The sequence below is a fragment of the Mycobacteroides sp. H003 genome, from assembly GCF_001440135.1.
Taxonomy (GTDB): domain Bacteria; phylum Actinomycetota; class Actinomycetes; order Mycobacteriales; family Mycobacteriaceae; genus Mycobacterium; species Mycobacterium gwanakae.
Map to the genome: position 1 here is coordinate 207,978 of NZ_LJYL01000029.1, position 23,108 is coordinate 231,085.

The following is a 23,108-nucleotide window of genomic DNA, read 5'->3' on the forward strand; positions in this document are numbered from 1 at the left end:
TTCCGGTGCAGACAGGCTGCTTCGGATCAGCCCGGGTATATCCACGGGTCGTGCGGGATGCGCCGCACATCGAACTGTCCCAGCAGCTCCGCGGCATTGGCGGCCTCGTATCCGAGGGAGTCGCATATCAAATCGAAGGTCCGCCGCGCACCCAGATCGCCAACGGTCACCGCGCCATCGCGTTTGGCCAGCCGCGCGCCCGTGGTGTTCAGAACGAGCGGAACATGGGCGTACGTCGGCACCGGGTAGCCCAGCAACGCACCAAGGTAGGCCTGGCGGGGCGCGGAGGCCAGCAGATCATCGCCGCGCACCACCTGGTCGATGCCCTGCGCGTGATCGTCGATCACCACCGCGACGTTGTAGGCGATCACACCGTCGCCGCGGCGCACCACGAAATCGTCCACCAGACCGGTGTATTCACCGAGTAGCGCATCCTGCACGGTGAAGGCCGAGTTCTCCGTGCGCAGCCGCAGTGCGGGCGGGCGTTCGGGGCGGGCCGCGCGGTGTTGTGCTCGCTGAGATTCCGACAGGTTTCGGCAGGTGCCCGGGTATGCGCCGGGTGGCGAATGCGGCGCCGTGGGTGCCTGGGCGATATCTTTTCTACTGCAATAACATTCGAACAACCGGCCGCGAGATCGCAGTGTCGCCAACACTGACTCGTAGGCGGTGTTCCGATCCGACTGCCAGACCACGGGTTCATCCCACTCCAGACCGATCGCGGCGAGGTCGGCCAGCTGGCGCCGTGCCACGGTGGAGCTGGTGCGGGTGTCCAGGTCTTCCACCCGCATGAGGAACCTGCGGCCGGTCGCGCGTGCCAGCAGCCATGCCAACAATGCCGTGCGCAGGTTTCCTATGTGCAGGTCACCGGAAGGGCTCGGCGCGAATCGTCCGGCGCCGGTCACACCAGGCCCGGAACAATCTCGTTGAGACTGAATGCAACTGGCCGTTCGAGCTGTTCATAGGTGCAGGAACGTGGATCGCGATCCGGGCGCCAGCGGTTGAATTGCGCGGTGTGGCGAAACCGCACGCCCTCCATGTGGTCATAGCGGACCTCCACCACCCGTTCGGGGCGCAGCGCGACAAACGAGAGGTCCTTGCCGGCATTCCAGCGTGAACCGGCGTTCTTCTGCGGAGTGCGTTCACCGGCCTGATGAGCCGCCCAGTTCCAAGGATGATCCTCCAGATCGGTGACGAGCGGCTGCAGCTCCTGGAAGAGCCGCTTGCGTTCGGCCATCGGAAACGCGCCGATCACGCCGACCGAGGCCAGCGCACCGTCGTCCTGGTACAGGCCGAGCAGTAGCGATCCGATGGCGTCATCACCGGACTTGTGCACCCGATACCCGGCCACCACGCAATCGGCGGTGCGCTCGGGTTTGATCTTGAACATCACCCGTTTGTCGGGCTGGTAGGCGAGGGCCAGTGGTTTCGCGATGAGGCCGTCGGTTCCGGCACCCTCGAACTCCTCGAACCAGTGCTGTGCCGTGTCGTGATCGGTGGTGGCGGGGGTGAGATGAATCGAGGTGCCTGCTCCGGACAGCGCATCCGTCAGGGCGGCGCGGCGCTCGCTGAACGGTCGTCCAGTGAAGTCCTCGTCACCCAGCGCGAGCAGGTCGAAAGCGATGAATGAGGCGGGCGTCTGCTCAGCGAGCAGCCGCACCCGGGAATCGGCCGGATGAATCCGCTGCTGCAGCGCCTCGAAGTCCAGACCCGACTCGGTGGCGATCACGATCTCCCCGTCGACAACGCACCGCGGCGGTAGCTCGGCCAGCACGGCCGTCACCAGCTCCGGGAAGTACCGGGTCAGCGGCTTTTCGTTGCGACTGCCCAGCTCCACCTCGTTGCCGTCGCGAAAGACGATCGACCTGAACCCATCCCACTTGGGCTCGTACGACGCGCCGGCCGGGATTTTCGCGACAGGTTTCGCAAGCATTGGCGCGATAGGAGGCATGACGGGCAGGTCCATTCCCATATGATGACGGTAATGCCCACGCCCGCCGAGGAACTGGATGTCGACGGCATCGCCGTCCGGCTGAGCAACCCTGACAAGGTGTACTTCCCTCAGTTGGGGGCCGCTGGCGGCACCAAGCGACATCTCGCCGAGTACTACCGCACCGTCGCGCTCGGCCCGATGATGAACGCGGTGCGGGAGCGTCCCACGCATCTGCAGCGCTTCCCCGACGGCATCGACGGCGAGGAGATCTACCAAAAGCGCTTGCCCAAGCACTATCCCGACTACCTGGACAGCTGCGAGGTGACGTTTCCGTCCGGCCGCACTGCCGAGGTCCTGCGGGTGACCACGCCCGCCGCGATCGTGTGGGCGGCGCAGATGGGCACGGTGACGTTACATCCGTGGCAGGTGCGATACCCCGATCTGGACCACCCGGACGAGCTGCGTATCGATTTGGACCCGCAGCCGGGTACCGGATTCGACGAAGCCAAGTCGGTGGCGCTCGATGTGCTGCGTCCACTACTGGATGAGCTGGGGTTTGTCGCCTATCCGAAAACTTCCGGCGGCCGCGGCATCCACATTTATCTGCGCATCGAGACCCGCTGGGATTTCATCGAGGTGCGCCGTGCCGGTATCGCGCTGGCCCGCGAGGTGGAACGGCGCGCACCCCGGCAGGTGACAACCTCGTGGTGGAAGGAAGAACGCGGCGAGCGCATCTTCATCGACTTCAATCAGAACGCGCGTGATCGCACCATGGCATCGGCCTACTCGGTGCGGCGCACGCCGATCGCCACCGTTTCCACGCCGTTGACGTGGGAAGAACTCGCCGACGCCGAGCCCGACGACTTCACCATCGCGACCGTGCCCGACCTGCTCCGGAAACGTCCGGACCCCATGGCCGATATGGATGATGCGCCGCAGTCGATCGAGCCGCTGCTTGAGATGGTAGAACGGGACGAGGCAAACGGACTGGGCGATATGCCCTACCCGCCGAACTACCCGAAGATGCCGGGAGAACCGAAACGCGTTCAGCCGTCCCGGGATACCGATAGGAAGCAGTAGTGACGGTCCGCAGGATGTCGTGGCGGGCGGCTGGCCTATGGCTGGCGGTCGGCGTTGTGGCGGTGCTGCTACAGCATTGGCTCATACCGCTGAACGCCCCGAACAGCTTCGGACTGTTCAGCAATGGTGGCGATCTGATGACCTACCGGTTCGGGGGTCTGCGGGTTCTGCACGGCGAGCCGCTGTACGCCACAGAGATTCCGGATGCCGGATGGTTCACGTACACGCCGTTCGCAGGATTACTCTTCGCCCCTCTGGGTTTCGTGCCGTTGGGGACGGCGAAGGTTATCTGGTTCCTGGTGAATCTGGGGGCGCTGTTCGCCATCATCTGGCGGTGCTGGCGGGTTCTTGGATTCTCGGCCGATGGACCGTTGGCTGTCGCGTGTGTGGGAATGAACTTGGTGGCCTGGGATATTCAGCCAGTCCATGGAACCCTGTGGCAGGGGCAGGTCAATCTCGTGCTGGCCGCGCTCATCATCTGGGATCTCACGAGGCCAGCGGATGCGCGCTGGCGCGGTTGGTCGGTGGGTGTGGCCTCGGGCGTCAAACTCACGGCCATCATTTTCGTTCCCTACCTGCTGATCTCCCGGCAGTGGAGGGCGGCGGTGACGGCCATGGTCACGGCCGTGGGCACGGTGGTACTGGGATGGATTGTGCTGCCTTCGGATTCGTCCGACTACTGGCTGGGTGCGGTGCGTACCACTGGCCACATCGGTTCCCTGGACCATCCTGCCAATGCATCGATAGGTGGTGCACTGTCGAATATCTATGCGCCGCAATCGATGCCGACGTGGTTGTGGGTGCTGCTCGCGGGCGGAGCCGCGCTGCTGGGAATGGCCGCCGCCCGCAGAGCGCACGGAGACGGGCGGGAGCTGCTGGCCGTCACGGTGGTCGGCATGGTCGGGTGCGTGGTCTCTCCATTGGCATGGGGTCATCACTGGGTGTGGACGGTGCCGTTGATGGTGTTGTTGGTCAACCAGATCCTGATCGCTCGTGGTGCCCAGCGGTGGCGGTGGACGGCGGTGACGGTTGTGATCGCGGCGATCGTGTCCATGTGGTGGTATCTGATGCTGTACGTCCGCGCGATGCGGATAAACCCCGATTTCGGGTCGTATATCACCGCGTGGGACGCCGTGATCGCACAGATGTCGCGTGGCGAAAGAGTTTTCGACTCGGCCTTCTTTCCGTTGCTGTTCCTTGCGGTGGCCATTTGGATACTGGCAACGCGATCTCGTCCTGCCGGTACCGTGCAGTAATGAAACGTTGGGCGGTGGCCTGCGCCGTGGCGCTTTTCGCGGTGAGCGGCTGCTCGGCCTGGGATGAGCCCAAATCCACCCAAACCTCCTATACGCCACAAAAGACCGGAGCGTCGCCGATCCGCTACGACTCCGAACCCTTGGAGCAGCGTTTTCCGAAATTGCCGCAGCCGGTGACCGGTGAGTGGGTCCAGGGCTTCTTCGGCGACGAGCCCCTGCCCGGTCCGAACACCACGTATTGGGTGGACGCCATCATCGAAATGCCACCCCAGCAGTTGGCCGCGTACGTGGCACCCTTCCGCTCCAGCATGGTCCTGGCCACCAGGCCACGTCTGTGGAAGACACTCGATGCGGGTGTGCCGTCCTCCGCGCAGTTCGAACGCAGCGATGAGCTTGATCGAATGTTGTCCACCAACACCGCGAAGGGCGGATGGGAGGTCAAAGCGTTCGCGCCTAAGGACGGTTCGGTGCTCGTTTTGTCCTCCCAGGGGAAGGACGCGATCTAGGACCTGCGGGTGCGACGGTTCCGTAGACCGCGTGCCGGTTCGAGCGCTTCCCCGTCCTCGATGTCCGGGGTGGCTTCGGTGTCCTCGGTGTCCTGAGCGGCAGCCTCGACTGCCTCGTCAACCGCAGACTCCTCGGCAGGGGGTTCGTCGGCCTTCGCGGTCTCGTCCGTGTCCAGTGTGGGCTCGGTGACCTCGGTGGGCTTCTTCTTGGCCGGACGGGGCTTGCGTTCCTTTTCCGGGCTTTCGGCCACGAATGCCAGGTGATAGGCCGCGAAGGCCAGGATTCCGATCGCCCCGGCCGCGCCGTACGCCCCGAACTCCCAGATGCCGAACCGATCCAGGCTCAGCCAGATCTCGGCGGTCGCCGTACCGATGATCAGCGCACCGGCCAGGAAATGGCCGATGAAGGCCGCCGCCCGCAGCGTGAGCGCGAGCTGCGGTGTCGCGAACTCAGGCCGGCGGGTCTGTCGCCACCGGATCAGGGCGGGGACACCGGCGGCCGCCAGCAGTACCCCGGAGACGATGCGCAGGCCGGTACCTAAGGCGTGGCTGGTGGTCCCGTTCAGTTCGGGCCAGCGGGGCAGCACGAAAAAGAAAAAAGCAGTCCCGCGATCAAGGAGAGAGCGGCATGGCTGCTGGTCAGAACGATGGTCGCCGTCCGGCGTCCGGCAGCCATTGCCCTCCTTGATGCGGTCCTGCAGTGGCGGAGGATAGGGGATTTGAACCCCTGAGGGCTATTAACCCAACCCGCGTTCCAGGCGAGCGCCATAGGCCACTAGGCGAATCCTCCGTCGGTCATGGTAGCGGACTGCGCTGGGTGCCTATGTCCACCGTCGTCTTGACCGGCCCAGATGCATTCCGTCGTGAGCTCGCGACGAGCACTGCTCCGCCGATCAGCGCCGTCACCAGCACCCCGAGCAGGGGCCGGAATCCGAGGGCGTGGGCGAGGTAGGGCGCGGCGCTGGCGCCGAGAAAAACCGTGAAGCCGTACAGGGCGGTACCGGCACCGCGCCGGGGCGCCGCCCGATCGCCGAACATGGTGACCATCGCCGTTGATGCGATGGCGATACCGGCGACGAAGATATTGCTGCCCACGATGATGACGGGAACGGAGCCCGCGCCCAGGGCCTCCACCGCAAGCCCGACAGCGGCCAGCGAGTACCCGACCAACGCACCGGTTTCGGTACCGACCTTGCCCACCCAGGAGCCGACGAACGGGGCGACCAGCATCCCGGGAATGCCTGCCAGCCGAATGGTGGTACCCATGGACTCAGGCAAGTGCAACGCATCCACCAACTGGGTCGCCAGGCTCGTGTACATCGCCACGAACGACAACATCAGCACGAACACCGCGGCCAGCGGAACTGCGATGTCTCGGCGGGTGAGTAGACGGGCTTGCGCGGCGAAACCGGACACCACCCGTGCCGAGGAATCGCCGCCGCGCTGCTCCCGCATGACGAATGCCAGCGGTAGGACATTCAGCGCGAGTCCGGCCGCACTGACCCAGAACACCCATTGCCAGCCCCTCGCGTGGGTGATGAGGGAGGCCATCACCTGCCCGAGCACCCCGGCCATCAGATACGCGGTGGATACCGCACCGATCGCGGTAGTTGCCGTCCGGCGGGGCAGCGCCTCTCCGAGATAGCTCAAGGCGGACGGAGAGAACGCACCACCGGCGAAACCCTGCAGCACACGGATCAATCCGAGCAACGCCGGTGTGGGAGCCCACGGCACCAGAAGGGTGAGCAAGGCCATCACCGATACCCCGGCGATCAGCACACGTCGGCGTCCGAATCGATCGGTGACGGGACCGAACAGCAAGAATCCGGCCGCGTATCCGAAGAGTGCAGAGGAGAGGGCGGGCGTCATGTTGTGTCCGCCGTAGGACTCCGATACGGCATCGTGGATCGGAATCCACACGTAGAGCTGCATGGTGACCTGTAGCGCGCACAGCACGATCAGGACAACCCGCGTCATTTCTGCACTATTTGTCGGGCGGGGGTTCACCGGCAACCACCATGGGCATTGTCCGTCACCTCCAAGATTCGGCGATTCCCAGCAATTCTCCAGAATGCGCGGAACCTTCTTACAGGAAGGGCACCGACAATCATGGCGTGCCGCCGTCGGGGACATGGGTACTGGCCGCGTTGCCTGATTACGCGCGGAACAATCCGCTGTACGCGGGCCCCTCCCTGATCCATGGCTGGCTCCCGGTGGCGATTCAGGTCGTGGCGGCGCTGGCCCTGGTCGTTGGGCTCTATCGCCGACCGCGCAGCTGGCTGCGGGTGTGGGGGCCGGGCGCCGCGGTATGCGGTGCGGGCGCAGGCGCACTGGCGTATTGGTACATCACCTCTCAGGGGATGGCGGACAACCCGCCGCCGCTCATGTTGTGGATCTGGATCGGTTTTGCCGCAGTGGCTTTGGTTATCGCGATCGTCGGTTGGGTGGGCGCGCGGTGGCTGCGCCGAGGCGTGATGGTGCTGGCCGCCCCACTGTGCCTGCTGGCCGCGTTGACCGTGCTGAATCAGTGGATCGACTACTACGACACGCTGCGTCTGGCGTGGGCCGCGGTGACCGCGGGTCCGCTGCCCGGTGAGACCGATATGGCTGTGGCGCAGGATCTGAAAGGCAAGGGGCCCACGGCAACCGGGCATGTGGTTCCGGTCGACATCCCGGCGGATGTTGCGGGCTTCCAACACCGAACCGAGTACGTCTATCTGCCGCCCGCCTGGTTCGCGAGTCCCGCGCCGCCGAAGCTTCCCGTGGTGGTCATGATTTCCGGAGCGTGGTCGACACCGGCCGACTGGGTCCGTCAGGGAAACGCCGCCGGAGTCATGGACCGTTTCGCGCAGTCTCATGACGGAGTCAGCCCGGTACTGGTCTTCGTCGATACCGGTGGAACCTTCAACAACGACACCGAATGCGTGGACGGTCCTCGTGGAAACGTGGCCGCTCACGTCACCAAAGAAGTTATCCCGTATGTAAATTCCGAATTCGAGACGAGTCCAAATCCCGAGAACTGGGGCGTCGCCGGGTGGTCGATGGGCGGCACGTGCGCGGCCGATCTGGTCATCACCCACCCGGAGCTGTTTCACTCTTTCATCGATATGGCCGGTGACCTCACTCCGAATGCGGGCACCAAGGAGCAGACCGTGGAGCGGCTCTACGGCGGCGACGAAAGGCAATGGGCACTGTTCGACACGCTCACCGCCTTACACAGTCACCGTCGATACCAGGACGTGGCGGGGTGGCTGGACGTCTCGACAACCGCGAAGATCAGGGCGGGACAGGAGCAGCTCACCGGCCCGATCGCGGCTGCCCGGCTGTGCGACGCGGCGGTGCCCGTGGGGATCGACTGCGCGGTGGTGAGGCGCACCGGCAACCACGATTGGGCATATGCGCAGGAGGCATTTGCCCAGGCGTTTCCATGGATCGCCGGTCGGCTAGGAACTCCCGGGGTACCACGCGCCCCGTTGCCCGTGCCCAATGCGTGAATAGCAAGCATTGGCAACGTAATCCGTCACATTGTGGGTGCGCCAGACATACCGCAAGATGTGTGCATGCGCGCCGCCTACATCGAGCAGCGGGGACCCGCCGAGAACATCCGGTACGGCACGCTTCCCGAACCCGACATCTCGCCCGATGAAGTGCTCGTCAAGGTCGACGCGGTGGCGGTCAACCCGGTAGATACCTTTGTGCGTTCAGGCTCGTACCCCACCGCGATTCCACTGCCGTTTGTGGTGGGACGCGACCTGGTGGGCACGGTCGCGCAGCCGTCTGGGGGCTTTCGGGCCGGCGACCGGGTGTGGTGCACAAGTCTCGGGTATGACGGACGGCAAGGGGCCACAGCGGAATTCGCCGCAGTCCCGGTGGACAGGTTGTACGAGTTGCCCGCCGAGGTAGATCCGGTGACGGCCGTCGCGGTGGCACACCCCGCCTCTACCGCCTACCTGGCGACCGTCGAGTACGGCGAGATCAAGGCAGGGGAGACGGTGCTGATCGTCGGCGCCGGCGGGAACGTGGGGTCGGCTGCCGTTGCCCTAGCGGCGCGATCCGGTGCGACGGTGATCGCGGTGTCCTCGGCGCGGAGCCGGGACAGATGTCTGCAACTCGGCGCTCACGAGGTGTACGACTACGCCGCCGATTGGGCACCGCTGGTCAGCAAGACACATCATGGTGCCATCGACATCTACCTCGATACCTCGGGTGTCAACGACGTCGTCGCGGCGGTGGATCTGCTTGCGCCGCACGGCCGAATCGTCCTGATATCGGGTGACGGAACTCCGGAGACACAGCGGCCTGTCCCACTTGGGCCGCTGTACCGCAAGAGCGGGTCCATTCGCGGGTTTGTCATGTCCAGGGCCTCGACCCGTCAACTCGCCGCCGCGGCCCAGCGCATGGCGGTTCTGCTCGCCGAGGGCGAGCTTGTTCCGAATTTCATTGACTTGATGCAGTTTTCGGAAGCCGCGCGGGCCCATCGGCGTATCGAGACCGAAGTGATGGGCGGCACCCGTCTCGTTCTGCTTCCCGCCTGATTCCCGGCCACGACCAGGCGTTTGCGTCGATCCGGCTGGTGGACTTGACGGACCCGAAAACCAACTTGACGGACCTTTCGCGGATACGTCGCTGCCCCCTACCGCCGGTGCCAGCCTTTGATGCGTGAGCCTCTTCGAAATCGAAACCAGCGCCTTCTGCACCGCTTCCCCCGACGAGCTGTACGCATTGGTCAGCGACCTCCCCGAGAGTGGTCGCTGGAGCCCTGAATGCATTGGTGGACAATGGATATCAGGCGAACCGGGCCAGGTCGGTGCCCGCTTCCGTGGAAACAACAACCGTGCGACCGATGTCGTCGCCTGGGCGCCCGTGGTGCGCGGCGGCTGGCAGACCGAAAGCGAGATTGTGGCGGCCGAAGCGCCGAAGCAATTCAGCTGGTCGATCCTGAACCGTTCCGGTGAACTGCAGGAGAGCGTCTGGAGCTACTTCGTCGACGCTGCCGAGGGCGGATCGATCCTGCGGCACCACTACCGGATGGGCAGGCCCACCGAGGGCATCACCGAAATCATGTCCCACCTCGACGAAGAGGGTAAGGAACGTTTTGTCCGCGAATGGGGCGACAAACTCCGCGCCGATATGCAGACCACCGTGGACGCCATCGCGCGCATCACCGAGGAAGCCAGTGTTGTCCAGAAAGCCGGAGTATCCCAATGATTCTGCAGCGCATCGGAAACCGCGGTATCAAGCTCGGTACGCTCTTCGAGCGCGCGGCACGCAAGCACCCCACCAACACGCTGACGCTGGACCATCGACCGTCGCTGGCCCCGCAACTGGAAGGCACGTCGACCATCGCTCAGGTGGCGGCGGCCGTTGATGACATCGGGCGGCGGTTACGCGCTGCCGGTGTCGTGCCGGGAGACAAGCTGGTCATCCACAAGTCCGACGGTTTTGATATCACGCTGGCGGCCTGTGCCGCGGCCCGCGTCGGTGCGGTACCGGTTCTGTTGTCCCCCAAACTCGATGGCCTGACCGTGGCGACCCTCATCGGGCGCGTCGGCAATCCGACCTTGCTGACCGATGCCGCCAAACTGGATGGTGACCTGGCCGGTCAGCCCATCGCCGAACTCACCTCCCGCGTGCTACTCGCCGAGGGTGAGCATCCCCAGGCCGTGACGCTGTCGGCACTTACTCCCGCCGCGGCCGCACCCGCCGCCGTGCCCAGCCCGCATGATCCCGCACTCATCACCCACACCTCCGGGACCACTGGGGTGCCTAAGCTTGCCGTGCACACCAACTTCACCTTCGAGGCGCGGTATCGGCCGCAAGCCGCCGTAGCGGCACTGGTGCGCCGCCGTGAACCCCTGGTCATCCACGTTTCCTTCGTACATTCGCGCCTGGTGACCGCGCTGGCCATCGCGATTCTGCGTGGTTTCCCCGTGGTGGTGCTCGTCGACGACGAACCCGAGCACGCCGCCGAGATATTCCTGCGGGTGAAGCCGGGAATTCTTGAGGCTCATCCGAACACATTCATCAACTGGGAAGTGCTGGCCGACGATCCGCGGCGACCGCTGGCCTCGGTCAAGTACTTCAGCAGCACCTTCGATGCCATTCACCCGCGCACCGTGCGTACCCTGCTGGCGGCCACGCAGCGCCGGCGCCCGCTCTTCGGGCAGCTCTACGGTCAAAGCGAGGTGGGGCCGATCGTCGCACGTGGCTTCAGCCGCCTGCGCTCTGCCGATTCCGATGGACGGTGCGTTGGCTATCCGTTCCCGGGCATGACCGATGTGCGGATCGTGTCGCGCAATGGGCAGCCGCCGTCGGCGGAGAATCCCGGCTACATCGAGGTGCGCACCGACGGGCGAATCCGTACGTACCTCGGCGAGCAAGATCGTTACGACAAGCAGCTCGACGACGGTTGGTGGCGGATGGGCGATGTCGGCTACCGCACTCGTTGGGGCTGCATCCATCTACTTGACCGCGAGGTCGACCTCATCGACGGTTTCGGCAGCACCCTGGCCGCCGAGGACCGCCTGTTCCTGGCGGTGGATGAGCTCAGCGAGGTGATCATCGTTGCCGGCCCGGGCGGGCTCGCGCAACCGGTCGTGTGCACGAAAAATGATGTGCCGCTGAATCTGAACGCGTGGGATGCGGCGGCAGCACAATTGCCGCCGATGGCTCCGCCGTTGCATCTGCGTCTTGATGAGCTGCCGCAGACAGCGACCACCAAGATCAAGAGACTGGAATTGTCGGCGCGGATCGGTGCGGGGGCCATCTGATGTCGCGGCTCATTGTGGTCGGCGGCGGTATCGGCGGCCTTGCCATCGCGTTGAGTGCCGCAGCCTCCGGTAACGACGTGGTCGTGTTGGAGCGGGCGCGCGAGTTCGCCGAGATCGGCGCTGGTATCCAGCTTGCACCCAATGGATTACATGCTCTCGGCCTGCTCGGTGTGGGTGAGAAGATTGAGCGGATCGGCGTTCAGGTTGATTCGTTGCGACTCTTCGACGCCACCGTCGACCGGTTGATCAACGCCATGAGCCTGGGCGCGGATTATCAGCATCGGTTCGACAGCCCCTACCTGGTGGTGCACCGCGCCGAGCTGCACCGCATCCTGGTGGACGCGTGTGCCTCGGACCCGCGTATCGAACTACGTAGCCGTAGTGAGGTATTCGGATACCAACAGGATGCCGGGGGAGTGCGCGCGCTGCTCGCCGACGGCAGCAGCGTGGACGGCGACGGTCTCATCGGCGCCGACGGCATCAATTCGTCGATCCGGCGGGCACTGCTCGACGACGGTGAACCACGAGTCGCCGGTATCACGGTGTACCGCACCACGGTGCCCATCGATCAGGTGGACGAGAGCCTGCAATCCAACTCGGTCACCTGGTGGACCGGGCCCGGATGCCACCTGGTGACCTATCCCATCGCGGGGGGCTCACTGCTGAATCTGGCGGCAAGCCGTACCGATGGCGTCACACAAGCGTTTTCAGGCGTCGAGGTCAGTGAGGCGCGAGTATTGCGGGAGCTGGCGCCGTTGCGTGGAACGGCCCGCAGTCTGCTCGAACTGGGGCGGGAGTGGAGATCCTGGTCGCTCGTGGACCGCGACCCGGTGCGGCAGTGGTCCGATGGCCGCGTCGTGTTGCTGGGCGATGCGGCGCATCCGATGCTGCACTACGCGGCGCAGGGTGCCAGTCAGGCGCTCGAGGACGCGGTGGTTCTGGGCGCGCTCATCGGCGCCGACCCGGACAGGCTGCCCGGCAGATTCACCAGGTACGTCGAGGCGCGGCGTGACCGCACCGCCGATGTGACACTTGCGGCGCGGGACAGTATCGGCATTTGGCATGCGGCGGGCGACGCCGCTATCGAACGTAACGAGAAGTTGGGTGCCATGCGTGATTCCGATCTGCATGACGAGTTGGCCTGGATGCATGGTGACACCGATTTTGGGCTGGCGGCAGTCACCTCGGCGGTAGGGGCGCGATAAATGTCGGACCAACAGATATGCATCATCGGTGCGGGACCGCGCGGTCTGGCGGTGCTGGAGCGTCTGTGCGCCAACGAGCGTCAAGCGCCCAGCGCGGACCGAATCGTCGTGCACGTTGTCGATCCCTATTCGCCGGGCGCCGGATCTGTCTGGCGTACCGATCAATCCTGGCATCTGTTGATGAACACCGTGGCATCGCAGATCACTGTGTTCACCGACGACAGCGTCGCCATCGAAGGGCCCATCGAACCGGGGCCGACGCTTTATGAGTGGGCACAAAGTCTTGCCCTGCTGGGTGATCCGTCGCGTAGCGGTGAGAAGGCCATCGCGGAGGCACGCACGCTGCGATCCAACTCCTATCCCACGCGTGCCCTCTACGGTCATTACCTCAGTGACAGTTTCGCGCGTGTCGTCGGGTGGGCGCCCGAGCACATGACGGTGCGAGTCCATCGATCCCGTGCGGTGGCGTTGGCCGACACCCACGGTGATATCGATGGGCCGCAGGGGGTTCGGCTGGAGAATGGCACGAGGTTGCATGACCTCAGTGCCGTTATTCTCGCTGTCGGTCACGTGCCCGCCGGTCTGCGTCCCGGCGAGGCTCGAGCTGCTTCCCTCGCCCGTATTCATGGGCTGACGTACGTCACACCGGCGAACCCGGCCGATATCGATCTGTCCACCATCAAAGCCGGTGAGCCCGTGGCGGTTCGGGGTTTGGGGCTGAACTTCTTCGACTACATGGCACTGCTGACGGTGGGTCGGGGCGGAAAGTTTGTCCGGGACAACGGCGATGACGGAGGCCGGCTGGTGTACCGCGCGTCGGGGCAGGAACCCATTCTGTATGCCAGCTCGCGCCGCGGGATCCCGTATCACGCACGGGGTGAGAATCAGAAGGGATCTTCAGGTCGTTACTTTCCGCGGTTGCTCACGGTGGAACGCATCGCCCAGCTCCGCGAGAACCTCGGCGGTCTCCTGCAGTTCCGCCGCGACCTGTGGCCGCTCATCGCGCGAGAGGTGGAATGTGTCTACTACGAAGGGCATCTGACGCAGCGGGGGCTGTCGGTGCAAGCCTTCTCCGAGCGGTACCTGCACGCTGACGAGAGCGAACTGCACGCGATCTTGTCCGAGCATGACCTGCTCGAGATCGCCTGGGAATGGGACGACCTCGACCGCCCTTGGGGTAAGCGCACATTCAGCGGTCCGGACGAATTCACCGCGTGGATTCTCGAGCACCTGCGTGCCGATGTGGTGATGGCGCGCGAGGGCAATGTCGACGGTCCGGTGAAGGCCGCACTGGATGTATTGCGGGACCTGCGCAACGAGATCCGGCTCGCGGTGGACCACGGTGGGCTCGACGGTAAGTCGTACCGGGATGAGTTGGAGAGCTGGTACACCCCGTTGAATGCCTTTCTGTCCATCGGTCCTCCGGCCCAGCGGATCGAAGAGATCATCGCGCTGGTGGAGGCCGGGGTCATGCATCTGGTGGGACCACAGATGCAGGTGCGCTTCGACACTCACGATCCGGCCGTGGTCATCGAGTCACCCCTGGTGCCGGGCTCGGCCGTCAGGACGCGCAGTCTCATCGAGGCGCGATTGCATGAGCCGGATCTGCGCCGGAGCAGCGATCCACTGCTGATCTTCCTGCAGGAGACCGGACAATGCCGCCCTTACGAGATTCCCACCGATGATCACAAGGCCTACCAAACCAAGGGATTGGCGGTGACCGAGCGCCCGTACCGCTTGATCGGTGCCGACGGAAGGGTCCACCCGCGCCGGTTCGCCTACGGAGTTCCCACCGAGTCGGTGCACTGGGTCACCGCGGCGGGTATCAGGCCGGGTGTGGATTCGGTGACCCTGGGCGACGCCGATGCCATTGCGCGCGCCGCCTTGGCCAGCGCACCCAGCCCGGTCGCGGATGTGGGTGATCACGGGGTGTTGGTGTGAGCGGTTTCCTGGAGACCGGATTGCTCTCACCTGTCAGCGCCGGCACTGTCGCCGAGGCTGAGTTGACCGATGCCGCGTGGCTGCAGGCGATGCTCGACGCGGAGGCCGCGCTGGCTGCCGCGCAGGCCGATATCGGAGTCCTGCCCAGGGGGGCCGCGGATGTCATCGCCAAGGCCGTGGCCACCCACGATATCGACGTCCGCGCCGTGGCACTGTCCGCGCGGGAGACCGCTAATCCCGTTGTGGGTCTGATCAAAGAACTGACCCGAGTGGTGGGTGAGATCGATCCGAGCGCGGCCGATTACGTGCACCGTGGGTCGACCAGTCAGGACATCCTCGATACCGGCGCCATGATCCTGACCAAGCGCGTACTGGCACTTGTCGCCACGGACCTGGGTTATGTGGCCGAGGCACTCGCCGTCCTGGCGATCGAGCACAGGAATACCGTCATGGCCGCTCGCACACTGGCGGTGCAGGCGGTGCCGACGACGTTCGGGCTCAAGGCGTCTGGTTGGCGGGAGCTCATTCTCGAGGCACGTACGCGTGTGCTCGCGGTGGCAGCCGCACTTCCGGTATCGCTCGGGGGCGCGGCGGGCACCCTGGCGGGGTACCTCGAGTACGCCGGACCGCAGGGCGCCGAACCCGGGGCGTTCGTCGAGAAACTGAACGCCGCCTTCGCAACCCGGACCGGACTGGCCCCGTCCGGGTTGCCCTGGCACGCGTTGCGTACCCCGATAGCCGATATCGGTAGCACCACGGCGTTTGTGGCGGGTGCCCTCGGTAAGTTCGCCATCGACGTTCTGACGTTGAGCCGCACCGAGATTGCCGAAATCGCCGAGCCGGCACCGCCAGGGCGCGGTGTTTCCTCGGCCATGCCGCATAAGCGAAACCCGGTGTTGGCCACGATGATCAGATCGGCCGCACTACAGGTTCCGGCGCTGAGCACTATTCTCACGAACTCGTTGCTCAGTGAGGACGAACGGTCCGCGGGGGGATGGCATGCGGAATGGTTGGCTTTGCGCGAATGTCTGCGTCTCACCGGAGGCGCGGCACAGACGGCCGTCGATCTGAGCCGCGGACTGCAGGTGCGTGCGCAGCGCATGTCAGACAACCTTGCGTTGCTCGGTGGGCAGCCCTCGGCCGAGCGGCTTGCGGCGGCACTGTCCCCGCGACTGGGCAAGGGTGCTGCGAAGGCCGCCGTCTCCGCTGTGATCGACGCGGCGGTCGGGCGCGGCGTGAGTTTGCGCGAGGTGGCTGTTGCCCAGCCCGAGATCACCGCGTGGTTGAGCGAGACCGAGATCGATGAACTATTGGACCCGGTCACCTATGTCGGAGCTGCAGGTCAGTTGGTTGAGGGGGTCATCGAGCGCTAAACCCGAGGGAGCCACCTGCGGGAATTTTCCCTCACGTCGATTCTTTGCGAACTGTTCGCGCGCAAGAGTCTTGACGGTGCCATACCCCGCCCTTACCGTTGCCACGCACACACGGCAGACGGGTAGTTGGTATTGACTGACATACAGGTGAGTGGGGCACGCGAAGGAGGTCCCACCGCGTTAGCTGTGCTGCGGTTGTTGGCATCGGGAACCGCGCCCGATGTCTTCGAAGCACGGCTCAGGGAGATCGCCCGGGAATCCTCGCCACCGTGGAGTGCTGCGGATTTACACCGTGCCCGTGGATACGCCGAACGCATCTACGGGCTCATCGAGACACAGAATCAACGTGAGGCCCGGCTGTCCAACCTGGTCGGCGTGGCCATCGAGTTGCTCGGATGCCACGATATCGACGAGGCGTCGACCACTCTGGTGAAGCGGGCGCGGATCATGCTCGACGCCGACTTCGCGTTCATCTCGGTGCGCGATGACTCCGGACCCGAGGTGCGACATCATGTCCGCTACGTCGATGGGTCTACCACGGCGATCAATCGAAGCCTGTACTTCCCGATCGGCGACGACATCGGACTGGTGAGTCAGTATCGGCCCGGCCACGGTCCGGTGTGGACCGCGGATTACTCGTCCGACACCCGGTTCAGCCGGGCCAGCGACGGCGACGCCGCCATGCGCTCGGAAGGTGTGCACAGCCTGATGATCATGCCGATGGAGCATGAGGGTCAGCACTTCGGGAACCTCTATGTCGGCTCACGGACGGTGCGCAGCTTTACCGCCGCCGAGCGGTCCCTCTTCGTGAGTCTCTGCTCGTTCGCGGGTATCGCGCTGGCTCGCGCCGACGAATTCTCCAGCAATACCGCGCAAATCTGTGAGTTGGAGCAGCGCATCGAGCTGCGGACCAAGCTTCTGGATGCCGGGGCCGGCCCTGGTGGCATGGACAGCTTTGTCCTTGCGGCGGCGGAACGTTTGGGAGTCGCGATGCGGGTGACCGGACATGACGGCGCCGAGATCGCCTCGTACAAATGGGAATCCGACCCCGAAGACTATGTGACGACCGCGCTCACAGTGGGCGACGACTACCACGGCGAACTGTCGGTGGCCAGTCTGGACGACACACCGGTCTCGGTGTATCCGCTGAAGCTCCAGGATCTGGCCACCACGGCCGCGGTGGTGATGTCCGGCGATAATCGGATGTCGTTGTCGGTCTCCCAGTTGCGTGACGACCTGCTCCACGATGTACTGGATTCGCGTCAGCGCGACAATCGATTGGTTCAAACCTACGCCCGCCGTTTGTCTTTGGATCTCAACCAGCCGCATATCGTGGTGATCGTTCGACCCGAACGTGGTGGACTGGACCGCGCAGCACTGTGGTCGGCGTCATTCGCCTCTCGGGTGGGTGGGCTACGTGCCACCCAGGACGAGGTGGTGGTGCTGCTCGTACCCGGATCTGACCCGGGCCGGACCGCACAGGCGGTATGGGACGAGACCACTACGCATCTGCGCATGCCGGTCACGGTGTCCTCGGCGGGGCCCTCGGACCGTGTCGAGTCTATCGAGGAGACCTATCAGGACGCGCTGCGCTGTATGGACGCCATGAGTGCGCTGGGTGCACTCGGAACAGCGGCTGCCGCAAACGAACTCGGATTCCTGGGGGTGCTGTTGTCGCGCCACCAAGACGTGGAGGGATTCGTCAGATCGATGGTCGGTCCCGTCATCGACTATGACGACGAGCGTGACACCGACCTACTCCAGACGCTCGATGTGTATTTCACGGTCGGTGCCAGCCCCACCCGCGCCGCCAAGATCCTGCACACACATCCCAACACGGTGGTGCGCCGGCTGGACCGGGTGAATGAACTACTGGGTGACGGTTGGCAGGATGCCGAGCGCCTCCTGGACACGCAGCTCGCCATCAAGCTGTGGAAAGTTCGTGGTTCGCTGCTCACTCGCCAGACCGGGTGACACCAGGCATCCCACCGTCGCGGCGATCGACACGAGGGTGGCGTGACGGTGCCATCCGGTGAACGAACGCCCCGCGAAGTCCTGCATGCCCATGCGGTTCGCCAGGTGCAGGTATCCCTGCTGCACGTGATCGGCCAGCGCCACCTGGTGTGCCTGAGACGAGGTGGAGAACTCGGGGTCGTTGGTCAGCCAGAGTTCGGTACGAGCTCGCGAATGATCCAGCGGTGTCATGCCGACGAGAGTCAACGGTGTCCGTGAACGGGCAGCGGACGGGTCGGCCAGCTGAACCTTCGCGATGCTGATCAGGTGGCGGCGTCCCTGGTAGACGTACTGTTCGGTGCGTCGCGAGCCCTTGGTGGCCTGCACGATTTGTGCTGCCGGAAGTACCCGGCCCTGATAGCCCACGAACGCCGGGTCGACAATCTGCAGTTGCAGGTCACCCGATACACGTGAGGTCGCGACCTGGTGGGTCAAGCTGCCGAACAGCTGGGTCAGATCCGCGCTGTTGGCGCCCAGCAGGTCGAAGACCACCGGGGCATTCGACGGCCGGGCCACCTTGAGGAACTCCTGGAAAGCCGTGAGTGCGCATCCGCTGACCGATTCCAGCGGGTAGTCCTCGGGGATCGAGGTCTTGGACTTCTTGGTGGCCGATTCCAGCCAGGGCTGCGAGAGATGCAGACGCCAGCTGACTGGCACCGCGAAGCCGTCGGCCGCCAGCCACACGCTGAGTGCCAGCTGGCCGTTGACCGCGCGCCCGGCGCGGGGGCAGTAGCGGCGGTCCACTCCCACCGAGTGCACTCCGGCCTTGGGAATCAGCATCGGCGTGACCACCCAGGCGGCGGGGTGATAGGCGCTGGTGAGGTAGCTCGTCAGATCTCGACGGACCGACCACCAGTCCCACGTGGAGCTGTTGACGAAGTGATGCAGGTTCTGCTCACTCACCTCGCGCCCCATGGACTGGCCCATGGTGGCGGCCATGTTCCGCGCGGACTTGCGGCCGCGGACCTTCAGCAGACCGGTCACATAGTCCTCACCCTTGGCCCGCTGGTCGCACCGTGGCAGTGATCGCAGCACGTCGGGGCACACGTGCGCTGCCACCGACGCCATGGCGTCGACCGGAGAAACACGAGGACGTGTGTCGAATAGTTCGGGTGCGGCCTGCACCTTGGTCGCAGATGTCATGTCTGGAGCACCTCAATGAATTAGCGGGTGATCGATGTCGACCTCAGAATGGGCGAGATGCGGCGCTGGGAACAGGTATTGGCACCACACAAAGTGACGGACTATGCGTGTGGCCCGCTACACCCAACGCGGTGGACGAATAGGTGATGACAGATATGTGAACAACCCCGTGACCAGCGAATGATTAACCGCATCCTGAGTCACTAGGTGGCGCAATGGGGTGCTTGGGGGGTCAACTTGACGGATTGTCTCCGAACTGACGAATTGAATTCGCGATTGTTTGGTGCGCGATGCCCCATCTCGAAGATAGAGAGGTGATTACCCGGCGGGCGTTGCTAGGCACGACATTTGCGTTGGCTGGGGCGGCGGCACTTGCGGGCTGCGGCTCGCAGGCCAGTGCGGCGGATCCGCAAGTTTCGGTCACCGGTGGTGCGATCCGCGGGGGGACGGCCGGAAAGGTTCACGTCTTCCGTGGCATTCCCTATGCGCAGCCGCCGACCGGGGAGAATCGATTTCGTTCCCCGCGCCCGGCGGTTCCGTGGCGAAATACTTTGAACACCACACGGTTCGGCTCTGACTTCATCCAGCCGGCCGGCGGTGACCCGGTGCGCCAGGAAGACGCGCTGTATACCAATGTCTGGACGCCCACGGTGGACGCGGGAGCCAAGCTGCCGGTGATCGTCTATATCCACGGTGGCGGCTGGTCCCGGGGAGCGGGCAGTCTCCCGGTCTACGACGGGGCGGCACTCGCCGAACGCGCCGGAGCTGTCGTCGTCAACTTCAACTACCGGCTGGGTGCCTTCGGCTTCTGCGGTCATCCCGCGCTCGAAGATCCTGACACCGGACTGCACACCAACTGGGGTCTGCAAGACCAGATCGCACTGCTGCGGTGGGTTGGTGAGAATGCCAAGGCTTTTGGCGGCGACCCGGCCAACATTACGCTCGTCGGCACCTCGGCAGGCGGTGCCAGCACCTGGCAATTGGCCCTGCACCCGCAGACCAGGCCGCTGCTACGCCGAATCATCAGCGTCAGCCAGGCTCATGTCTGGAGCCCGTATCTGAGCTTGACGCCCGACGATGCGACGGCGGTGTTCGACGCCCTGGCCGCGGCGCAGGGGGTTTCGGTCAAGAACCTCAAAGAGGTCCCGGCCGACAGGATCCGCGACTGGTGGGTGGGGCAGTTCGCCTTGCCGAGGTCGCAGCGCGTGGTCAAGAGCGGTCGGCAGTATCGCGGCCCGGTTCTGGATCCGGTGTTGCTTCCCGCCTTCGACGTCGATCAACCGATACCGGACATCCCCACCATCTCCATCTACACCAGCACGGAGGGGTCATTCTTCACCGGACCCAACGCGCCCGACCCGCAACCGCAGCCGACGGATGCGGCGTCACTGCACGCTGCCTTCCGCGACATCCTCGAGCAGGGCGTATCGCCGTTATCCGATGCCACCGTTGCCGATGCTGTTGCCGTCTATACAGATTCGGCACGACAAGATGGTCGGCCAACCGATCCGCTGTCGTTGTGGACCGAACTGTGGGGCGATGCGCTGATCCGGCACGACATCCTTGCCTTCACCCGCCGCGCGACGATCGAGCGGCGTGCGCCGCTGTATCTGATGGAGTACGCACACCCGGTGAAGCCTCCATACTTCGGCGTACCGCACGAATCGACGTCACCTTTCCTCTTCGGCACCTACGCGCACCCTTCCAATGTGGCCAAGTTCGGCGACGGGCCGAAGGAGCGGGAAACCTCTGCCGCTTTCATGGATCTGGTGGCGGAGTTCGTACATGGCCGCGCACCGGCCAGTCCGCGACTTCCGCAATGGGATCCGGTTGGCCAGGACTTGCGGCAGCTCGTGCTGCGGGACGGTGCCGGAACAATCGCCACCCCTACCAAGACCACACAGCTGGGCGTTCTTGACGCAGTCCAGTGGGGCAAGTGAATCAGAAATCAATCGAATGGAGATCACGGGAATGACTGCGCCATCACTGCTGCTCGACACGGGACGTGCGGTACAACAGCCGGTCTGGGAGAACCATGCACACCTGGAACGTGTGCGTGCCGAACTCAGCGAGCTGCCCGCATTGATCGGGGCCGACGAGATCAGGACCCTGCGCACGCTGCTGAGCACCGTCGCTCAGGGCCGCGCCACCATCATTCAGGCGGGCGACTGCGCGGAGGATCCGCAGGAGTCGACCAATGCGCACGTGGCCCGCAAGGTGGCGCTGCTCAACGTACTCGCCGGCACGATGCGGATGAAGACTCACCGGCCGGTGCTGCGGGTCGGACGCATCGGCGGCCAATACGCCAAGCCGAGGTCCAAGCCCACCGAGACGATCGACGGTGTCGAACTTCCCTCTTTCCGTGGACATCTCGTCAATGGTCCGCAACCTCATCCGGTGCATCGGCGTGCCAATCCGGATCGGATGCTCGCCGGCTATTGGGCCGCGAACCGGGTGATGGGGCATCTGGGTTGGCGGGTGCCGTCCTCGCTCTCGGTCATCGAGCCGCCGGTGTGGACATCCCACGAGGCGCTGCTGCTGGATTACGAGGCTCCGCAGCTGCGCCGCGACGGCGAGAACCGCATGGTGCTCACGTCCACGCACTGGCCCTGGATCGGTGACCGGACCCGGCATCTGGACGGTCCGCATGTCGAATTGTTCTCGCGCATCGCCAATCCTGTGGCATGCAAGGTGGGTCCGTCGATGACGACCGAGGATCTCCTCGCGCTGTGCGACAAGCTGGATCCGGAGCACGAGAGTGGGCGGTTGACGCTGATCGCCCGGTTGGGTGCGTCGGCTGTGCGCGACAAGCTACCGGAATTGGTTGCCGCGGTGCGTGAATCCGGACACCCCGTGATCTGGCTGTGCGATCCGCTGCACGCCAATACCGTGTCCACCGAGTCCGGGTACAAGACGAGGCATGTCCAGACGGCCATCGATGAGGTCCGCGGCTTCCGCGAGGTGCTTGCCGAGGCGAGTGTGCACGCGGGTGGGTTGCACCTGGAAGCCACACCTGACGACGTGGTCGAGTGCGTCCTCGACGGCTCGCAGAATCACGAGGTAGGTCAGCGGTATTCGACGCTGTGCGATCCGCGCCTCAACACCGCGCAGGCCACCGAAGTGGTGTCGGCATGGTAGCGGTGGTCACCGGCGCAGGCGGGGGAGTCGGATCTCGGGTGGTGACCACCTTGGCTCGTCGGGACGAGCGGGTTGTCGCGGTGGATGTCGATGAGGTCGCCATCAAACAGCTCGTCGAGTATGCCGCCGACGAGGGGTTGGACATCATCGGACAGGTGCTCGACATCACCGACGACACCGCGGTGGCCGTCGGGGTATCGGACATCGAGTCTCGGATCGGCCCGATCACCTCATTGGTGAATGGTGCTGGAGTGCTGAGAACAGGTGCAGCGGTGGAGTTCTCCGATGCCGATTGGGCACGGACCTTCGACGTCAACGTGCGCGCTCCCTTTGTTCTGAGCCGTGAGGTGGCTCGATACATGATCCCGCGCCGCGCAGGGTCGATCGTGACGATCGCCTCCAATGCCGCCCTGGTGGCCCGCAAGGGGATGACGGCATACGCCGCATCCAAGGCTGCGGCCAACGCGTTCACCAAGAGCCTGGGGCTGGAGCTCGCCGAGCATGGAATCCGATGCAACGTAGTGGCACCCGGCTCGACGGACACTCCCATGCTGCGCGCCATGCTGGGCGATTCCTCGGACTCCGGACTGGTTGCCGGCAGCCTGGACGACTTCAAGCCTGGGATTCCCCTGGGGCGCATCGCACAACCACAACACATCGCCGACGCTGTGGCCTTTCTTTCTTCCGACCAAGCCGCCCACATCACCATGCACACGCTGGTGGTCGATGGCGGCGCGACGTTAGGGGTTTGAC

Annotated in this window: 18 protein-coding genes, 1 tRNA gene and 1 pseudogene; 14 read left to right on the top strand and 6 right to left on the bottom strand. The window is 64.8% G+C overall.

Translation table 11 applies throughout. From position 1 onward, the window contains the following. Positions 1 to 26: 26 nt before the first annotated feature. Positions 27 to 902, bottom strand: coding sequence for a tRNA glutamyl-Q(34) synthetase GluQRS (gene gluQRS, locus AOT87_RS18975; protein ID WP_057967028.1), 876 nt, complete (start codon positions 900 to 902; stop codon positions 27 to 29). Beyond that, on the bottom strand, positions 899 to 1,963 hold the full coding sequence (locus AOT87_RS18980; protein WP_057967027.1) for an ATP-dependent DNA ligase: 1,065 nt from the start codon (positions 1,961 to 1,963) through the stop codon (positions 899 to 901). The genes gluQRS and AOT87_RS18980 overlap by 4 nt, the downstream gene beginning before the upstream one ends. Before the next feature lie 18 nt (positions 1,964 to 1,981). On the opposite strand from AOT87_RS18980, the gene ligD reads away from it, so the two are divergent. From ligD to AOT87_RS18995, 3 genes are read left to right on the top strand one after another with little or no spacing between them, the layout of a single operon-like run. After that, on the top strand, positions 1,982 to 3,010 hold the full coding sequence (ligD, locus tag AOT87_RS18985; protein WP_057967026.1) for a non-homologous end-joining DNA ligase: 1,029 nt from the start codon (positions 1,982 to 1,984) through the stop codon (positions 3,008 to 3,010). Then, positions 3,010 to 4,266, top strand: coding sequence for a glycosyltransferase 87 family protein (locus AOT87_RS18990; protein WP_057967025.1), 1,257 nt, complete (start codon positions 3,010 to 3,012; stop codon positions 4,264 to 4,266). Before ligD ends, AOT87_RS18990 begins: the two co-directional genes overlap by 1 nt. Further along, a complete protein-coding gene (locus AOT87_RS18995; RefSeq protein WP_057967024.1) occupies positions 4,266 to 4,772 on the top strand; it encodes a hypothetical protein in 507 nt (168 codons plus the stop codon). The genes AOT87_RS18990 and AOT87_RS18995 overlap by 1 nt, the downstream gene beginning before the upstream one ends. Here AOT87_RS18995 and AOT87_RS19000 read toward each other — a convergent pair. The 3 genes and pseudogenes from AOT87_RS19000 to AOT87_RS19010 all read right to left on the bottom strand — a co-directional run bounded on the left by AOT87_RS19000 (position 4,769) and on the right by AOT87_RS19010 (position 6,749). Then, positions 4,769 to 5,448, bottom strand: a pseudogene (locus AOT87_RS19000) (hypothetical protein). The gene AOT87_RS18995 and the pseudogene AOT87_RS19000 overlap by 4 nt on opposite strands. A 25-nt stretch (positions 5,449 to 5,473) precedes the next feature. Next, positions 5,474 to 5,562, bottom strand: a tRNA-Ser gene (locus AOT87_RS19005). Positions 5,563 to 5,567: 5 nt separating this feature from the next. Then, positions 5,568 to 6,749 (bottom strand): MFS transporter, encoded by a 1,182-nt coding sequence (locus tag AOT87_RS19010; protein WP_057967023.1) that lies wholly within the window; start codon positions 6,747 to 6,749, stop codon positions 5,568 to 5,570. A 197-nt stretch (positions 6,750 to 6,946) separates the two neighbouring features. Between AOT87_RS19010 and AOT87_RS19015 the strand changes: the two genes are divergently transcribed. From AOT87_RS19015 to AOT87_RS19050, 8 genes are all read left to right on the top strand, one after another. Further along, entirely contained in the window at positions 6,947 to 8,266 is a 1,320-nt protein-coding gene (locus tag AOT87_RS19015) for an alpha/beta hydrolase-fold protein (protein WP_234795835.1), read from the top strand. A gap of 66 nt (positions 8,267 to 8,332) precedes the next feature. Continuing rightward, the gene (locus AOT87_RS19020) at positions 8,333 to 9,307 is read left to right on the top strand and encodes an NADPH:quinone reductase (protein ID WP_057967022.1); all 975 of its coding nucleotides are present in this window, start codon (positions 8,333 to 8,335) and stop codon (positions 9,305 to 9,307) included. Positions 9,308 to 9,431: 124 nt separating this feature from the next. Then, complete coding sequence (locus tag AOT87_RS19025; RefSeq protein ID WP_057963531.1) at positions 9,432 to 9,980, top strand: SRPBCC family protein; 549 nt, start codon at positions 9,432 to 9,434, stop codon at positions 9,978 to 9,980. Beyond that, the gene (locus AOT87_RS19030) at positions 9,977 to 11,542 is read left to right on the top strand and encodes an AMP-binding protein (protein ID WP_057967021.1); all 1,566 of its coding nucleotides are present in this window, start codon (positions 9,977 to 9,979) and stop codon (positions 11,540 to 11,542) included. The genes AOT87_RS19025 and AOT87_RS19030 overlap by 4 nt, the downstream gene beginning before the upstream one ends. After that, positions 11,542 to 12,747, top strand: a complete 1,206-nt coding sequence (locus AOT87_RS19035) for an FAD-dependent monooxygenase (RefSeq protein ID WP_057967020.1) — start codon at positions 11,542 to 11,544, stop codon at positions 12,745 to 12,747. The genes AOT87_RS19030 and AOT87_RS19035 overlap by 1 nt, the downstream gene beginning before the upstream one ends. Then, complete coding sequence (locus AOT87_RS19040) at positions 12,748 to 14,688, top strand: FAD/NAD(P)-binding protein (protein WP_057967019.1); 1,941 nt, start codon at positions 12,748 to 12,750, stop codon at positions 14,686 to 14,688. Continuing rightward, positions 14,685 to 16,061 (top strand): lyase family protein, encoded by a 1,377-nt coding sequence (locus AOT87_RS19045; protein ID WP_030096029.1) that lies wholly within the window; start codon positions 14,685 to 14,687, stop codon positions 16,059 to 16,061. The genes AOT87_RS19040 and AOT87_RS19045 overlap by 4 nt, the downstream gene beginning before the upstream one ends. A 186-nt stretch (positions 16,062 to 16,247) precedes the next feature. Continuing rightward, positions 16,248 to 18,035, top strand: coding sequence for a helix-turn-helix domain-containing protein (locus tag AOT87_RS19050; protein WP_044104891.1), 1,788 nt, complete (start codon positions 16,248 to 16,250; stop codon positions 18,033 to 18,035). Here AOT87_RS19050 and AOT87_RS19055 read toward each other — a convergent pair. Further along, positions 17,931 to 19,217 carry a transposase gene (locus AOT87_RS19055; protein ID WP_030096027.1) on the bottom strand — a complete coding sequence of 429 codons (1,287 nt, stop codon included), beginning with the start codon at positions 19,215 to 19,217 and terminating at the stop codon, positions 17,931 to 17,933. The genes AOT87_RS19050 and AOT87_RS19055 overlap by 105 nt on opposite strands. Positions 19,218 to 19,531: 314 nt before the next feature. Here AOT87_RS19055 and AOT87_RS19060 point away from each other — a divergent pair, with 314 nt between their 5' ends. The 3 genes from AOT87_RS19060 to AOT87_RS19070 are packed head-to-tail and all read left to right on the top strand — an operon-like array spanning position 19,532 to position 23,107. After that, entirely contained in the window at positions 19,532 to 21,157 is a 1,626-nt protein-coding gene (locus tag AOT87_RS19060; RefSeq protein ID WP_044104963.1) for a carboxylesterase family protein, read from the top strand. A gap of 16 nt (positions 21,158 to 21,173) precedes the next feature. Continuing rightward, the gene (locus AOT87_RS19065; protein WP_030096025.1) at positions 21,174 to 22,355 is read left to right on the top strand and encodes a 3-deoxy-7-phosphoheptulonate synthase; all 1,182 of its coding nucleotides are present in this window, start codon (positions 21,174 to 21,176) and stop codon (positions 22,353 to 22,355) included. After that, positions 22,349 to 23,107, top strand: a complete 759-nt coding sequence (locus tag AOT87_RS19070; protein WP_030096024.1) for a 2,3-dihydro-2,3-dihydroxybenzoate dehydrogenase — start codon at positions 22,349 to 22,351, stop codon at positions 23,105 to 23,107. The genes AOT87_RS19065 and AOT87_RS19070 overlap by 7 nt, the downstream gene beginning before the upstream one ends. Position 23,108: the final 1 nt, after the last annotated feature.

Coding starts and splice junctions, on each gene's coding strand:
- AOT87_RS19030 (WP_057967021.1), top strand. CDS start 9,977: ATGATTCTGCAGCGCATCGGAAACCGCGGTATCAAGCTCGGTACGCTC.
- AOT87_RS19055 (WP_030096027.1), bottom strand. CDS start 19,217: ATGACATCTGCGACCAAGGTGCAGGCCGCACCCGAACTATTCGACACA.
- AOT87_RS18995 (WP_057967024.1), top strand. CDS start 4,266: ATGAAACGTTGGGCGGTGGCCTGCGCCGTGGCGCTTTTCGCGGTGAGC.
- AOT87_RS19010 (WP_057967023.1), bottom strand. CDS start 6,749: ATGACGCGGGTTGTCCTGATCGTGCTGTGCGCGCTACAGGTCACCATG.
- AOT87_RS18980 (WP_057967027.1), bottom strand. CDS start 1,963: ATGGACCTGCCCGTCATGCCTCCTATCGCGCCAATGCTTGCGAAACCT.
- AOT87_RS19070 (WP_030096024.1), top strand. CDS start 22,349: ATGGTAGCGGTGGTCACCGGCGCAGGCGGGGGAGTCGGATCTCGGGTG.
- AOT87_RS19020 (WP_057967022.1), top strand. CDS start 8,333: ATGCGCGCCGCCTACATCGAGCAGCGGGGACCCGCCGAGAACATCCGG.
- AOT87_RS19035 (WP_057967020.1), top strand. CDS start 11,542: ATGTCGCGGCTCATTGTGGTCGGCGGCGGTATCGGCGGCCTTGCCATC.
- AOT87_RS19065 (WP_030096025.1), top strand. CDS start 21,174: ATGGAGATCACGGGAATGACTGCGCCATCACTGCTGCTCGACACGGGA.
- AOT87_RS19040 (WP_057967019.1), top strand. CDS start 12,748: ATGTCGGACCAACAGATATGCATCATCGGTGCGGGACCGCGCGGTCTG.
- ligD (WP_057967026.1), top strand. CDS start 1,982: ATGCCCACGCCCGCCGAGGAACTGGATGTCGACGGCATCGCCGTCCGG.